The sequence below is a fragment of the Erythrobacter sp. Dej080120_24 genome (assembly GCF_036322605.1).
Taxonomy (GTDB): Bacteria; Pseudomonadota; Alphaproteobacteria; order Sphingomonadales; family Sphingomonadaceae; genus Erythrobacter; species Erythrobacter aurantius.
On the sequence record NZ_AP027262.1, the window covers coordinates 2,068,352 to 2,082,435 of the forward strand.

At 62.1% G+C, this 14,084-nt stretch carries 13 protein-coding genes; 3 read left to right on the forward strand and 10 right to left on the reverse strand.

The window, feature by feature from the left end:
- Nucleotides 1-36: 36 nt before the first annotated feature.
- The 3 genes from AABA34_RS09845 to leuA all read right to left on the reverse strand — a co-directional run bounded on the left by AABA34_RS09845 (nt 37) and on the right by leuA (nt 3,907).
- Nucleotides 37-1,098: an amidohydrolase family protein gene (locus AABA34_RS09845; RefSeq protein ID WP_338302467.1), complete on the reverse strand. Its 1,062-nt coding sequence runs from the start codon at nt 1,096-1,098 to the stop codon at nt 37-39.
- A 283-nt stretch (nt 1,099-1,381) separates the two neighbouring features.
- Nucleotides 1,382-2,152 carry a DUF2189 domain-containing protein gene (locus AABA34_RS09850; RefSeq protein ID WP_338302468.1) on the reverse strand — a complete coding sequence of 257 codons (771 nt, stop codon included), beginning with the start codon at nt 2,150-2,152 and terminating at the stop codon, nt 1,382-1,384.
- Nucleotides 2,153-2,233: 81 nt separating this feature from the next.
- Entirely contained in the window at nt 2,234-3,907 is a 1,674-nt protein-coding gene (gene leuA, locus AABA34_RS09855) for a 2-isopropylmalate synthase (protein WP_338302469.1), read from the reverse strand.
- A 310-nt stretch (nt 3,908-4,217) separates the two neighbouring features.
- Here leuA and AABA34_RS09860 point away from each other — a divergent pair, with 310 nt between their 5' ends.
- Nucleotides 4,218-4,778, forward strand: a complete 561-nt coding sequence (locus AABA34_RS09860) for a YHS domain-containing (seleno)protein (protein ID WP_338302470.1) — start codon at nt 4,218-4,220, stop codon at nt 4,776-4,778.
- Nucleotides 4,779-4,841: 63 nt separating this feature from the next.
- On the opposite strand, the gene AABA34_RS09865 is transcribed toward AABA34_RS09860, so the two are convergent.
- From AABA34_RS09865 to miaA, 7 genes are all read right to left on the reverse strand, one after another.
- Nucleotides 4,842-5,288: a hypothetical protein gene (locus AABA34_RS09865; protein WP_034954734.1), complete on the reverse strand. Its 447-nt coding sequence runs from the start codon at nt 5,286-5,288 to the stop codon at nt 4,842-4,844.
- Between the two features lie 70 nt (nt 5,289-5,358).
- Nucleotides 5,359-6,516 carry an alpha-hydroxy acid oxidase gene (locus AABA34_RS09870; RefSeq protein WP_338302471.1) on the reverse strand — a complete coding sequence of 386 codons (1,158 nt, stop codon included), beginning with the start codon at nt 6,514-6,516 and terminating at the stop codon, nt 5,359-5,361.
- 515 nt (nt 6,517-7,031) lie between these two features.
- The gene (locus tag AABA34_RS09875; protein WP_338302472.1) at nt 7,032-7,631 is read right to left on the reverse strand and encodes a DUF4329 domain-containing protein; all 600 of its coding nucleotides are present in this window, start codon (nt 7,629-7,631) and stop codon (nt 7,032-7,034) included.
- Between the two features lie 17 nt (nt 7,632-7,648).
- Complete coding sequence (gene ilvC / locus AABA34_RS09880; protein WP_034953916.1) at nt 7,649-8,668, reverse strand: ketol-acid reductoisomerase; 1,020 nt, start codon at nt 8,666-8,668, stop codon at nt 7,649-7,651.
- Nucleotides 8,669-8,710: 42 nt separating this feature from the next.
- On the reverse strand, nt 8,711-9,226 hold the full coding sequence (ilvN, locus tag AABA34_RS09885) for an acetolactate synthase small subunit (protein WP_034953918.1): 516 nt from the start codon (nt 9,224-9,226) through the stop codon (nt 8,711-8,713).
- Nucleotides 9,227-9,266: 40 nt separating this feature from the next.
- Complete coding sequence (gene ilvB, locus AABA34_RS09890; protein WP_445083779.1) at nt 9,267-10,991, reverse strand: biosynthetic-type acetolactate synthase large subunit; 1,725 nt, start codon at nt 10,989-10,991, stop codon at nt 9,267-9,269.
- Nucleotides 10,992-11,263: 272 nt separating this feature from the next.
- The gene (gene miaA / locus AABA34_RS09895) at nt 11,264-12,223 is read right to left on the reverse strand and encodes a tRNA (adenosine(37)-N6)-dimethylallyltransferase MiaA (protein ID WP_338302474.1); all 960 of its coding nucleotides are present in this window, start codon (nt 12,221-12,223) and stop codon (nt 11,264-11,266) included.
- Here miaA and serB point away from each other — a divergent pair.
- Nucleotides 12,168-13,118, forward strand: a complete 951-nt coding sequence (gene serB / locus AABA34_RS09900; protein ID WP_338302475.1) for a phosphoserine phosphatase SerB — start codon at nt 12,168-12,170, stop codon at nt 13,116-13,118. The two genes, miaA and serB, sit on opposite strands and share 56 nt — an antisense overlap.
- Before the next feature lie 130 nt (nt 13,119-13,248).
- Nucleotides 13,249-14,082, forward strand: coding sequence for a Coq4 family protein (locus AABA34_RS09905; protein WP_338302476.1), 834 nt, complete (start codon nt 13,249-13,251; stop codon nt 14,080-14,082).
- The last annotated feature ends 2 nt before the right edge of the window (nt 14,083-14,084 follow it).

Consider the following 14,084-nt stretch of genomic DNA (forward strand, 5'->3'; position numbering starts at 1 on the left):
CAGTTGTCTTGCGGCGCGTTAGGTTGCGATCTGCAACTACGCAACCTCCTCAATGCGATAGAAGGCCTTCGCGTTCCCGGCATAAAGCGCCGCTTTCTCGTCCGCGCTGGCCCCTGCCGTGATCCGCTTGAACGCGTTCCACAGCACCGGATAGGTCGCGCCCCAGCGATCGACCGGATAGTTGCTTTCGAACATCGCCCGGTTCGTGCCGAAGGCTTCGATGCATGTCTCGATGTAGGGCTTCCACAGCCGCGCCAGTTCCTCCGATCCGACTCCGGCGGCGGGGCCTTGTTCGGGCAGGGCGCAATTGTGCATCGCCAGCCCGCCAAGCTTCACCATCACGTTTTCGCATTTGCCCAGTTCGATGATCGCATCGCGCCAGATGCCAAAGCGCTCCTCAAGCCTGCCGGTATAGCTCGCCATGCCCAGCGGGGTGCCGCAATGGTCAAGGCAGATGGGCGTATCGGGGAAGGCGCGGGCCAGATCGATCACATCGCCGATCTGCGGCTCCAGTATCCACGCGTCAAAGCTCATCCCGCGTTTGCCCAGTTCGGCAAAGCCTTCGCGAAAGGTCGCATCGCGGTACAGTTGGGGCGGGGCATGGAACGGAGGGCCGAGCACTTCCGGATCGGCATCCCACGCGCCCTGATGGCGGATGCCGCGGAACCGGCCCGGAGCCGCCGCCTGCAAGGCATCGAGAACTTCGCCCGCCGCCGCGCCGCGCGTCAGATCGGCATGGCCCACGATCCCCGCACACAGCCGCGCCTTGCCATAAAGCCCGCTCGCACTCTGTGCTGCGACGCCGTTCACATACTCGACTTCGCCCACCGGCTTCAGAGCATCGCCATATGCCCCGTTGTAGAACGCCCCGCATTCCATGAAGACCGTCGCCACGACATTGTGGCCGCTGGTGTTCACCTCTGCGCTGAACTGGTCGAAGGTGTAGTGCGCCACCGGCACCAGCGTTTCGATGAAGCGATGGCGCGGTTGCGGAAACATCGGCAGCATCGGCCGCAAGTCCCACAGGTGATGGTGCGGGTCGATGATTGGCAGTTCGGGCTCAAGGATCGCTTCGGGTTCAAGGATGGCTTCGGTCATTCAACGCGTCTCCCATGCGCTTTTCCCTACAGGATGGAACATGTGGAACACTGTCCTGAGGAAAGAATCGTTTTCTGTCACTTTTGCGGCCCAGAGTGTCACTTTTGCCGCGCAAACTGTCACCCCGCGCCCCGAAGTGTAACCCGAAGCGGCGATAGTGACACCTTTCACCATCGCAAAGTGTCGCTTTGGACAGTGGCAAAGTGTCACGCGGCAAGGTGGGGTGGCCATACGCGCAGCCTACGCGCCGGAAAGCGAGTAGGAAACGTGCCAGGCTTTCGCGTCAGCCAACCACCCGGCGATACAGGTGCCAGGTCGCGTGGCCGAGGACGGGCAGAGCCACCATCAGGCCGAAGAACGCCGGGATCATCGCGATGAACAGCAGCACCGAAATGATCACCGCCCATGCCAGCATGGCGAACAGATTGGTTTTGACGGTGCGGATGCTGGCGATGATCGCGGTGAGGAAATCGACGTTACGATCCACCAGCATCGGCAGGCTGATCACCGTGACGGTATAGAACGCAAACGCCATCACCGCGCCCACGGCGCTGCCGACTGCCAGCATCGTCAGCCCCGTTGGCGTGAGCAGCGCGGCCAGCGATTCACCGCCGACGCCGTTTTCCGCCATGAAGATCGCAAAGATCGCATGGGCGACGATCATCCAGAACCCGAAGGCGACGAAAACGATCACCCCCATCGACAGGATCTGTTCGTCACCATGCCCTTTCAGCGCGCCCAGCACCTTGCTCCAACTCAGCGGCTCGCCCGCCTCGCGCCGTCTGCTGGCTTCGTACAGGCCCACCGCAATGAAGGGCGCGATCAGCGGGAAACCGGCGGTTGCGGGGATCAGCCACGAAAGCTCGCCTCCGATGAATGCGACATATCCGATCAGGATGCCGGCCAGCACATAGATGCCGCCGAAAAACAGCCCGTATTGCGGCATGGCAAGAAAATCGCGCCATCCGGCGCCGAGCGCGGCGCGAAGATCGGCCAATGCCAGATCATCCGCGACATTCGCAGGTTCCGCTGCTGCGGATTCGAGCGTGGCCATCGTGGTTCTCCCCTCCCAAGGAAACATCACTTTGCCCGATTATCTTGCGCCGATCTTTGACCGGCATCAAGTCGCCGGAGGTCAGCGCCCCGCCACAATCGAATTCGCCGCGCTCAATACTGCGCGTACGCTGGCAGTGGCCACGTCTTCGTCGATGCCGCAGCCCCAGATTATCCGATCACCCGACTGGCACAGGATATAGGCAGCAGCACGTGCGTCGCGGCCCTTGCCCAGTGCGTGTTCGGAATAATCGAGCACATGGATGTCGAGATCGAACGCGCCTTCGAGCGTGCTGACCACGCTTGAGATCAGGCCGTTGCCGCGACCCGACACGCTCTGCTCGCCCCCATCGACCGCGATTTTCCCGGCGAAGATGCGGGTGCCGTCGGTTCCCCGGCTTTCCTCGTAATCGACCAGCTGGAAATGCTTGTCGGCATCGTCGATGTGATAGGCCGTCTTGAACGCCGACCAGATGTCTGCGGCATTGAGTTCGCGGCCCAGTTCATCGGCCATGCGCTGAACATGGCGGGAGAAATCGGCCTGCATCTTCTTGGGCAGTTTGAGTCCCTGATCCTGTTCCAGCACCCATGCAAAGCCGCCTTTGCCGCTTTGCGAATTGACGCGGATCACCGCCTCGTAGCTGCGGCCGAGATCCGCCGGGTCGATGGGGAGATAGGGGACGCGCCACAGCTCGTCATTCTGCTGCTGGTGCGCTTCGAAACCCTTCTTGATCGCGTCCTGGTGGCTGCCCGAAAACGCGGTGTAGACCAGTTCGCCGCCATAGGGGTGGCGTTGGTGGACGGGCAGGTCGTTGCAATATTCGACCGTCTCGATCACCCGGTCGATGTCGGAGAAATCGAGGCCGGGATCGACGCCTTGCGTGTACATGTTGAGCGCCATTGTCACGAGGCAGCAATTGCCGGTGCGCTCGCCATTGCCGAACAGGCAGCCTTCCACCCGGTCCGCTCCCGCCATCAGCCCCAGTTCCGCCGCCGCGACGCCGGTGCCGCGATCATTGTGGGTGTGGAGCGAGATCACCGCGCTTTCGCGGTTGGGCAGGTTGCGGCAGAAATATTCGATCTGGTCGGCGTAGATATTGGGCGTGGCCGCTTCGACCGTGGCCGGCAGGTTCAGGATGATCGGATGTTCCGGCGTGGGCCGGAGCACGTCCATCACTGCCTCGCAAACCTCGATGCTGAAATCGAGTTCGGCGGTGGAGAAGGTTTCCGGGCTGTACTGGAAATGCCACTGCGTATCGGGCTGCTTTGCTGCCTCGTCGCGCATCACCTTGGCGCCAGTCATGGCGATTTCGCGCACTTGCATCTTGCTCATGCGGAACACGATGTCGCGCCATGCCGGGCTGACGGCGTTGTAGAGGTGGACGATGGCCGCGCGCGCGCCGCGCAGGCTGTCGAAACTGGTGCGGATCAGGTCTTCGCGGCTTTGCGTGAGAACCTGCACGATCACGTCATCGGGGATCACGCCCGATTTGACGAGGCCGGAGATGAAGTCGAATTCGGTCGCCCCGGCGCTGGGGAAGCCGACTTCGATTTCCTTGACGCCGACTTCGACCAGCAGATCGAAAAAGCGACGCTTCTTCACAGCGTCCATCGGATCGATGATCGACTGGTTGCCGTCGCGCAGATCGGTGGAAAGCCAGCGCGGCGCGGTGTCGATCACGCGGCCTGGCCACTGCCGGTCTGGCAGGTTGATCTGGGGGAAGGGGCGGTATTTGGCCGAAGGGTTCTTCAACATGGCTTACGCGTGTGCTCTTTTTGAGAAGATTTCAGGGAGATGGCTGCGGACCCCTTGGACGGTGGGCCGCGCCGCTCTCACGCGCGCGTACCCTATGCCGCCCAAGGGCGCATAAGTCGTAGAAGCAGCGTGCCGTGCATAACCATGCCCCTCTCTTTGCCGATAATTGCGCCCGGCGCAAGCCGGGAAGAACGCTAGCTTGGAACGGCACGCAAATCTGCGTGTAACCAAGGGCGCGCAGCTGGCGAAATACAGGGTGTTGCCGGCTGTCCGGCCGTCGGCTGAAAATTCGTCCCCAAGGAGGAACCCGATGAAGAAATCCCTGTTTGCCCCGATTTTCGCCAGCGCGCTGGTGCTTGGCCTTTCCGCTTGTGGCGCGACCGCCGAAACCGCCGAAGGCGATACCGCCACCGCTGTCGAGGCGGCACAGCCTGCGGTCTATGCCGATCTCGGTGGAGAACCGACCGGCCCGGTCTATCGCATGGCCAAGGCCGATACGCTTGCCGTGTCCGGCTTTGATGTCGTCAGCTATTTCACCGGAGACGGCGTACCTGTCGAAGGTTCGGAAGAATTCACCGTCCGCTATCAGGGCTATGACTATCGCTTTGCCAGCGAAGACAACGCCAAGGCCTTTATCGAAGACCCGGCGAAATACGCGCCTGCCTATGGCGGCTATTGCGCATGGGCGATCGGCGCCAATGATGCGCTCGCACCGGGTGATCCCAATGTTTACAAGATCGTCGACGGCACGCTGTATCTGAACTTCAGCGAAGACGTGGCGACCCGCTGGAACAAGGACATCCCCGGTTTCATTGAGAAGGCGGATGTGAACTATCCGACCCACACGCCGGACGAGCACTATCAGGATTGATTGTTGGACCAACCCTGACGGAAGACCCCGTCGCTCAACCGAGTGGCGGGGTTTTCTATTGCCTTAACCGCAACGCGCGTCGCGGATGATACCCTGATTGTCGAGCATGATGTTGAGGCGCGGATTGGTCGGGTCGGGGTTGATGAAATCGCTGCCCGGCTGAATGAAGCGCACCTCTGCCGCGCCTGCCGCGGCGCTCATCACCTCAAGCCGGGTGGCTTCGTCCGCCGTGCGGCCAAGGAACGGCCCCATCTTGTTGGCGTTGCAGGTCTGGCTGGCCGGATCGGTTGCCGTACCGGGAGCAAACGCGCCCGGTGCGGCGTTTTCGCGCGGAGGAGCGATCGTGGGCGCGACCGTCGCTGCAGGAGCAGGCGCATTGCCCGCACCGCCACCGTTGATGCGCGCTGCGAAATCATTCGCCGCTGCCGAAGTATCGGTTTCCTCAGGCGCGCCGCAAGCGGCCAGCGCCAGCAGTGCAGGGACGGTGAAGATGATCGAAAGTCTGTTCATGGGGCTTTCCCGTCGCATCAAGTATTCCCGCCCGCCAAAGCGCCCTTTGCGTTGCGGTTTCATGACAGGATCATAACACCGGCCGCGCGCGCAGGCGATCCGCGGTCAACTGGTCCACGCTTGTCACCCCCATCAGCCGCATCGCCCGCTCGATTTCGTCCTTGAGGATGCCCAGCGCACGCTCGACCCCGTCCTGACCCGCAGCCGCCAGCGCGTAGAGATAAAGCCGCCCGCCGGACGCCGCCGTCGCGCCGCTGCACAGCGCCTTGAGCGCGTGCGTGCCGCGCCGCACGCCGCCGTCGCAGATGATTTCGATCTGCCCGCCCACGGCATCGACTATTTCGGGCAACTGATCGAACGGAGCGCGGCTGCCGTCCAATTGCCGCCCCCCGTGGTTCGACAGCATGATCGCATCCGCGCCCATTTCCACAGCGCGGCGCGCATCGGCAACGCTCATCACCCCCTTGAGCACGAAGGTGCCGCCCCATTGCTGACGGATAGCGGCGGCGGTGTCCCAGTCCATCGAGGTGTCGAGCATGGTGTTGAAATATTCCGCGATACTCACCGCCTTGTTCGTCCCCTCGCTGACATGGGTGTCGAGATTGGGCAGGCGGAATTTCTCGCGCAGGACGTAATCCAGCGTCCAGCGCGGGCGGGTGGCATAGCTCCACACGCTCGCCGGGGTGAAGCGGGGCGGGGTGGTGAAGCCGCTTCTGAGGCAGCGTTCGCGCTTGCCTGAAACGATCGTGTCCACCGTCAGCGCCAGCGCATCAAAGCCCGCCGCCTGACAGCGTTCGATCATATGGGTGTTCAGCCCCGTGTCCTTGTGAACGTAGAGCTGGAACAGCTTTGGCCCAGTGGTGAGCGCGGCGATTTCCTCGATACTGCGGGTCGCAAGGCTGGAAATGCCGAACCACAGGCCGAATTTCTCCGCCGCCTTGGCCACGGCGGTTTCACCCTGCCAGTGGAAAGCGCGCTGCACTGCAGTGGGTGACAGCATCAGCGGCAATGCCGATTTGCGGCCGAGGATCATGCAGGAGGTGTCGATCGTCTCCACGCCCGCCAGCACATCGGGCACCAGATCGACGCTGTCATAGGCGGCGGTGTTGCGCGCCTTGGTCAGTTCGTCATCCGCCGCGCCGTCGATGTAATCAAACACGGGGAAGGGCAGCCGCGCCTTCGCCAGCCTGCGGAAATCGTCGATATTGTGGCAATCTGTCAGCCGCATGAGCCGCCTTTCCTTTCGCCTCCGCCTCTGGCCGATTGGCGATTGCGTGTCGAGAGGCTCGCCGAGGTGAGCGGCTCTGTCCGCAAGGGCGGAAAATATTTTGCCATGCCTGTCACCAAAACCCTCGCGCCCGCGAATGACCTGATGTGCGTTCATCCTGCGGCTTGTGACGAAACGGATCGGTTGGCCACCGATCCGGCCTCTGATGACCCCCGAACCGATCGAGTATCGCAGGATGGACGCCGCAGACACGAAACATCAGGGTTTGCGCGTCGGCTGCCTGACAGGCGCGCATTCTTGGGTGTGGCCGGGGGTGTTCCTCCTAGTCTCCCCGGCTGCACCCATTTTCAGGCAAATGCGGGTGGTCGGGCCTTTCTTGCCCTTGAGCCCGACCATCCGATGATCCGCAAGGGTCGCAGGTTGAGGGATGCGGCGTCCCGTGATTGCCCGCCCCGACGGTCGCAAATGGATAAAGCCCGCAGGAGAGAGGACCTTCTGCGGGCTTTTTCTTTGCCTCAGCAACCAATCCGCAGATCGTTGAATCGCTGTTTCAGGGTGGTGACGGAATAGCTCGGCTCGATCCTGTCGGAAGGGCAGGGGACGTAATTCGGGTCCTGTGTAAGGCATCCCGGCCCGCACACCATCCGCGCGGCCGCGGCTTCATGGTCGATATGCCACAACCTGCCACCGGGGGTGGAGACATAGCCGTCCATGCCGCTCGCGATGTCGCTTTCGATATCGATCAGCGACGGGACTTCGCCATCATACTGCGGGCTGTGGCGCCCGTGGGTGTGGAAGCTGGCGACGGGAACCATGCCCGGTTCGTCGAAATAGGAGATGTCGCAGCTGGCTTCGTCCCCGTCGGTGGGGCGCGACACGCCCAGTTCTCCATCGGAGGTTTCGAAGATGATCCCGCACAATTCGCGGTCGCTGGCAAAGCTTTCGGCTTGCAACGCGTCAAGCTGCTGGCGGGCGAAGGCTTCGACCTGTGATTGCGGCAGGACGGGTTGCAGCGCGTCGGTGCCTTTGACGTTCATGTAGGCGCGCGCGATGATCACGACAAAGGCGACCGCGCAGATCGCGTAGAGAATGCGGGTGGAGCGACCTTCGAACATCGCTCCACCCGATGCCCTTAGTTCTTGGTCTTGTCGACCAGCTTGTTGGCGCTGATCCACGGCATCATGGCGCGCAGTTTGGCCCCGGTCTGTTCGATCGGGTGGGCTTCGGCGCGCTTGCGGGCGGCTTTCAGCTCGGGCTGGCCGGCACGGTTGTCGAGCACGAAGTTCTTCACGAAACGGCCCGACTGGATGTCGTCGAGCACGCGCTTCATTTCGGCCTTGGTGTCGGCGGTGATGATGCGCGGGCCGGTGGTGATGTCGCCATATTCGGCGGTGTTGCTGATCGAATAGCGCATGTTGGCGATGCCGCCTTCATACAGCAGGTCGACGATCAGCTTGGTTTCGTGCAAGCATTCGAAATAGGCCATTTCAGGCGCGTAACCGGCTTCGGTCAGCGTTTCGAAACCGGCCTGAATCAGGTGGGTGATCCCGCCGCACAGCACTGCCTGTTCGCCGAACAGATCGGTTTCGCATTCCTCGCGGAAGTTCGTCTCGATGATGCCCGAGCGCCCACCGCCAACGCCGCTGGCGTAGGCAAGCGCCACGTCCTTGGCCGATCCGCTGGCGTCCTGATGCACCGCGATCAAGCACGGCACGCCGCCACCCTTCTGATATTCGCTGCGCACGGTGTGGCCTGGACCCTTGGGTGCGATCATGATCACGTCGATATCGGCGGGCGGCTCGATCAGGCCGAAATGGATGTTGAGCCCGTGGGCGAAGGCGAGCGCGCTGCCCGGCTTCATGTGCCCGGCAAGATCGTTTTCCCAGATGCCAGCCTGATGTTCGTCAGGGGCGAGGATCATGAGGATGTCGGCCCATTTGGCGGCTTCGGTGTTGGACAGCACCTTGAAACCCGCAGCTTCGGCCTTCTTTGCGGTGGCAGACCCTTCGCGCAGTGCGATGGCGACTTCGGCCACACCGCTGTCGCGCAGGTTCTGGGCATGGGCGTGGCCTTGCGAGCCATAGCCGAGAACGGCGATCTTCTTGCTCTTGACGAGGCCCAAATCGGCGTCGGCGTCGTAATAAACTTTCATGGGTTTTCCCTCTTGTATTCTGGTGTGTTCTGGAATGGAAGTTCAGGCTTCTGACAGGCCGCGCAGCATGCCGACAACGCCGGAACGGCCGACACTGACAAGGCCAAGCTCGCGCATCAGGGCGATGAAGCTGTCGATCTTGTCGGGCGCTCCGGTGAGTTCGAAAACGAAGCTTTGAGTGGTGGTGTCGACCACCTTGGCGCGGAACAGTTCGGCGATGCGCAGCGCCTCGACGCGCTTGTCGCCGGTTCCTGCGACCTTGATCAGCGCCAGCTCGCGTTCGACATGCGGGCCGGCGGTGGTGAGATCGGTGACCTTGTGCACCGGCACCAGCCGTTCAAGCTGCGCCTCGATCTGGTCAATCACCGCGGGCGGGCCGTTGGTGACGATGGTGATCCGGCTGACGGCGTGGTCTTCGGTGATGTCGGCCACGGTCAGGCTGTCGATGTTATAGCCGCGTGCGGTGAACAGGCCGGTGATCTTGGCAAGAATCCCCGGCTCGTTGTCGACCATCACGGTCAGCACGTGGCGTTCGCTTTCGGCGCTCTTGATTTTCATGTGTCGGATTATCCCTTGCGCGCGGCCATGCGGCCGCCCCTTAAACCAGCGCCTTCGCTTCGTCGTCCATGGTGCCGCCGTGGGCGTCGCCATACAGCAGCATGTCGGTGTGCGCCGCGCCTGACGGGATCATCGGCAGGCAGTTGGCGTCCTTGGCAACGCAGCAATCGACGATGACGGGGCCGTCGTGATCGATCATCCGCTGGATCCCTGCGTCGAGGTCTTCCTCGCGCTCGATCCTTATGCCCTTCCAGCCATAGGCTTCGGCCAGCTTCACGAAATCGGGCAGGCTGTCGGAATAGCTGTTCGAATAGCGGCTTTCATAGGTCAGTTCCTGCCATTGGCGGACCATGCCCATGTATTCGTTGTTCAGGATGAAAATCTTGACCGGCAGGCGGTATTGCGACGCGGTGCCGAGTTCCTGGATGTTCATCTGGATGCTGGCTTCGCCCGCGATATCGATCACCAGCGCGTCAGGATGGCCCAGTTGCGCGCCGATAGCGGCAGGCAGGCCGTAGCCCATCGTCCCGAGCCCGCCCGAGGTGAGCCACTTGTTGGGGTCTTCGAACCCGAAATACTGCGCCGCCCACATCTGGTGCTGGCCGACTTCGGTGGTGATGATCGGCTTGCGCTTGTGCGTGAGCGCATAGAGCCGCTCGACCGCCTTTTGCGGCATGATCGCGTTGGGCTCTTTCTTCGACCTTTCGGGGTAGGCGAGGCATTCGCGCGCACGCCAGCCGGCGATCCGCGCTTTCCATTCGCCCATGTCCTGCGCCTTCCGGCTGCCCCATGCGGAGATCAGCTGTTCCAGCACGGTCGCGCAGTCACCGACAATGCCGAGGTCGACAGGCACGTTCTTGTTGATCGAGCTGCGATCGATGTCGATGTGGATTTTCTTGCTGTCAGGCGAAAACGCATCGAGCCTGCCGGTCACCCGGTCGTCAAAGCGGGCGCCGATGCAGACCATCACATCGCATTTGTTCATCGCCATGTTGGCTTCGTATGTGCCGTGCATGCCCAGCATGCCGAGCCAGTCGGGATGAGTGGAAGGGAAGGCACCAAGGCCCATCAGCGTCGATGTCACGGGCGCGCCCGTCAGATCCTGAAACGCGCGCAGCAGGCGGCTTGCCTCCGGCCCGGAATTGATCACCCCGCCGCCGGTGTAGAGGATCGGACGCTCAGCGCTGGCGATCATCTCGACCGCTTCGGCCACCTGTTCCGCCGGGGCGACCATCTGCGGCGCATAGCGATGTGATCCGGGTGCGACGACGGCGTGGCTTTTGGACGGGACGGCGATCTGCACGTCCTTGGGAATGTCGATCACGACCGGGCCGGGGCGACCGGTGGTGGCGATGCGGAACGCCTCCTGCACCGTCGCGACCAGATCGGCGGGGTCTTTCACCAGATAGTTATGCTTGGTGCAGTGGCGGGTGATGCCGACGGTGTCGGCTTCTTGGAACGCGTCAGTCCCGATCAGCGCGGTGGGCACCTGGCCGGTGATGACGACCATCGGAATGGAATCGAGGAAGGCATCGGCAATGCCGGTGACGGCATTGGTCGCGCCCGGGCCGGAGGTCACCAGCACCACGCCCGGCTTGCCGGTGGCGCGCGCATATCCCTCGGCAGCGTGCGCCGCGCCCGCTTCGTGACGGACGAGGATATGCCGGATGCGTTCATCGCCGAACAACTCGTCATAGATGGGCAGCACCGCACCGCCGGGATAGCCGAAGACATATTCGACCCCCTGTTCGATCAGGCATTCCATCAACAAGGCGGCCCCAGAGCGCTTCGCCACTTTATTCTCCTACCTATGAAAACGGCCCGAGGCGGAAGTTCGCATCGGGCCGGTCCGGAAATTCACTGTCGCAAACCCCGAGTCAGCCCGTTTCCCGTACAAGAATGACAATGAGCATGACTTGAGTAACCTTCGCCTTTGTTTGTTTCGCGGTTCATACCGGTGTTTGGCGACAGAGCCAAGCGACCCGAAGGGCCCTGTCTTGCACTCCCGCTAGAAGGCAGAATCTATCGCGTCAACCATTAATCTTGTAATAATGATGCAAAAATCGCCTCAAGGTCGATATTTTGCGATTCAATTCGCGGCCAATCGGGCGGGGACTGGTTGCGCAACCATGTGAACTGGCGTTTCGCATATTGCCGCGTCGCCTGCGAACCGGCGGCGTTGGCTTCTTCCCTGGTGCATTCGCCGCGCACCAGAGCCGCCACCTCGGCCACGCCTATGGCACGCATTACCGGAAGATCGGGCGAAAGATCGCGCGCCAGAAGCGCTTCGACTTCCGCCACCACCCCGGCCTCGATCATCTGGGCAAACCGCAGGTCGCAGCGATCATAGACCCACTGGCGTTCGGGCATCAGGACGAGCGGGTGCAGCGTCACTTCTTCGCCGATCCCGCCGGTTTTGGCCTGTTGCCAATCGCCCAGTGTCACCCCGGTCGAACGCTTCACCTCCAGCGCGCGCGAAATGCGCTGGCTGTCGCCCGGATCGAGCGCGGCGGCGCGCAAGGGGTCTTCGATCATCAGCGCGGCATAGGCGGTTTGCGTCGACATAGCGCGCACCACTTCGCGCACTTCGGGTTCGATTTCGGGGATGGGGGCGATGCCTTCGATCAGTACCTTGAGATACATGCCCGTGCCGCCGACCAGGATCGGCACCGCGCCATTGGCATGGCAATCGGCAATTTCATCCTTGGCCCGCGCGGCCCATGCCGCCGCCGAACACGCCTCTGCGCCGTCCCATGTGCCGAACAGGCGGTGTTCTATCCCTGCCATTTCATCTTCGGTGGGGCGGGCGGACAAGATTTGCAGATCGGCATAGACCTGCGCGCTGTCGGCGTTGATCACCACGCCTGTCTTGCCGCGCTTTGCCAATGCCTGTGCCAGCTTTACCGCAATCGCGCTCTTGCCGCTGGCTGTCGGCCCTGCAATGAGCGCGACAGGCGGCGCACTGGTCGTCTTCATGGGAGATTCCTTGGTGCTCATCGCGCGGCTGATAGCAGACAATGACGATTGGGAAACACGCCTCAATCAGATGAGGGCAACGCTGGAGCAAAGTCTGGTGGGCAGCACCGTCGATCGGGCGCTGCAATCGGTGGAGCGTTTGCCTTTGTCCGAGCCTGTGCTGGAGTTGCAATTCGACCTTGATCAGCCCGACGCTGTCTATGGCTTTATCGAGGTGCATTTCGGCCCGTGCGATACGCTCTTGGCATCCGCGCCGATCACTGTGCCGCAACTGTTCGTATCCGACATGGATTCGACCATGATCGGGCAGGAATGCATTGACGAACTGGCCGACTATGCCGGGATCAAGGACCGCATTGCCGAGATCACCGAACGCGCGATGCAGGGCGAACTCGATTTTCAAAGCGCGCTGACCGAACGCGTGGCGTTGCTTGGCGGGCTGGACGAAGGCGCGATTGCGCAATGTCTGGCAGCGCGGATCACGCCTACGCCGGGCGCAAAGGTGCTGAGCGAAACCCTGAAGGCGCACGGTTGCCGCAATGTGCTGGTGACGGGCGGTTTCCACCATTTCGCCGATCCGGTCGCGGAGATGCTGGGGTTTGATCGGGTGGTGGGCAATCGCCTTGCCGTGGAAGGGGGCAAGCTGACCGGCACGCTTGACGGGCCGATTTCGGATGCAAGCACCAAGCTGGCCGTTTTGCAGGAAGAGGCGGCATTGCTGGGTGAGGGCGCAGGTGTGCTGGCCAGCGGTGATGGGGCCAATGACATTCCGATGATCGAGGCGGCGACTTATGGCTTTGCCTATCGCGCCAAGCCCAAGGCACGGTCTGCGGCGAACGGTCGGATCGACCGGGGCGATCTCACCGCGATTCTTTCGCTGCTGGGTATCTCGCGCAAGGATTGGGCCGGGGTGTGACAAGCTTGCGGTGAATTGACGGAAAATGGGTTTTGATTTTTGAACCCAATGGTGTTATTTACACAAATGTAAGTAAGTGATGCTATCGCGTCGCGATCCGTTTCCATCGCACAAGAGGCCTTGCCCCCAAATGTCATCCGCTGCCGATTATTCCGCCCTGTTCGCCGCTGACGGCACTGTTCTGCGCCATCCCGACCGGCCTGAACCGCGTTATTCGGTGGCGCGCGCGATCAAGAATTTCCGCCTGCTGATGAAGGACAAGGAAGATACCAGCCTTGTTTTCAAGATCTATGAATCGCTCCCTTCGAACGATTTTCTGCCTCGGGTGAAGGAACTGGCGCTGTCGGAACGGGGCGAATTCCTGCGCAGCAGCGAACCGAGCCTGCCCGAAATCCTCGACGATCATGCCGAACTGCGCAAGACGCCCAAGGGCAGTCTGGCCCATGCCTATTGCGACTTCATGGAAACCGAAGGTCTTTCGGCTGCGGGTCTGGTGGCCGAAGCGGAAAAGCTGGGCCGTCCGAAATACAATGATCTGGTTCAGTGGTTTGCCGAGCGTTCGCGCGACACGCATGATCTGTTCCACGTGCTGACCGGCTATGGCCGCGATGCTCTGGGCGAACAATGCGTGCTGCTGTTCACGCACGGCCAGTCGCCCGCGCATGGGCACCTGCTGATCGGCTATGCCGGCGCGCTCAATATCAAAATGCAGGTCAAGGGCAGCAAGGCACCCGTGATGGGCGCGGTCAATCAGGCCAAGCGCACCGGCAAGGGCGCACCGCGCTTGATCGAACAGCCGATCCGCGAACTGCTGAAGCAGCCGATCGAAAGCGTGCGAGCCGCGCTCAACATCCCCGAGCCGAGCGTTTACCGCGAATGTCACCGGGTGTGGCGTTCGGAAGGGATCGACCCTTACAACCTGCTCGCCAGCGAAAACGAAGGCGGCGAACCGCTCACCGCGTAAAC

Excerpts from the sequence above, each read along its gene's own strand:
- AABA34_RS09845 (WP_338302467.1), bottom strand. The coding sequence starts at position 1,098 with ATGACCGAAGCCATCCTTGAACCCGAAGCGATCCTTGAGCCCGAACTG.
- AABA34_RS09850 (WP_338302468.1), bottom strand. The coding sequence starts at position 2,152 with ATGGCCACGCTCGAATCCGCAGCAGCGGAACCTGCGAATGTCGCGGAT.
- leuA (WP_338302469.1), bottom strand. The coding sequence starts at position 3,907 with ATGTTGAAGAACCCTTCGGCCAAATACCGCCCCTTCCCCCAGATCAAC.
- AABA34_RS09860 (WP_338302470.1), top strand. The coding sequence starts at position 4,218 with ATGAAGAAATCCCTGTTTGCCCCGATTTTCGCCAGCGCGCTGGTGCTT.
- AABA34_RS09865 (WP_034954734.1), bottom strand. The coding sequence starts at position 5,288 with ATGAACAGACTTTCGATCATCTTCACCGTCCCTGCACTGCTGGCGCTG.
- AABA34_RS09870 (WP_338302471.1), bottom strand. The coding sequence starts at position 6,516 with ATGCGGCTGACAGATTGCCACAATATCGACGATTTCCGCAGGCTGGCG.
- AABA34_RS09875 (WP_338302472.1), bottom strand. The coding sequence starts at position 7,631 with ATGTTCGAAGGTCGCTCCACCCGCATTCTCTACGCGATCTGCGCGGTC.
- ilvC (WP_034953916.1), bottom strand. The coding sequence starts at position 8,668 with ATGAAAGTTTATTACGACGCCGACGCCGATTTGGGCCTCGTCAAGAGC.
- ilvN (WP_034953918.1), bottom strand. The coding sequence starts at position 9,226 with ATGAAAATCAAGAGCGCCGAAAGCGAACGCCACGTGCTGACCGTGATG.
- ilvB (WP_445083779.1), bottom strand. The coding sequence starts at position 10,991 with ATGGAATGCCTGATCGAACAGGGGGTCGAATATGTCTTCGGCTATCCC.
- serB (WP_338302475.1), top strand. The coding sequence starts at position 12,168 with ATGAGCGCGACAGGCGGCGCACTGGTCGTCTTCATGGGAGATTCCTTG.
- miaA (WP_338302474.1), bottom strand. The coding sequence starts at position 12,223 with ATGAGCACCAAGGAATCTCCCATGAAGACGACCAGTGCGCCGCCTGTC.
- AABA34_RS09905 (WP_338302476.1), top strand. The coding sequence starts at position 13,249 with ATGTCATCCGCTGCCGATTATTCCGCCCTGTTCGCCGCTGACGGCACT.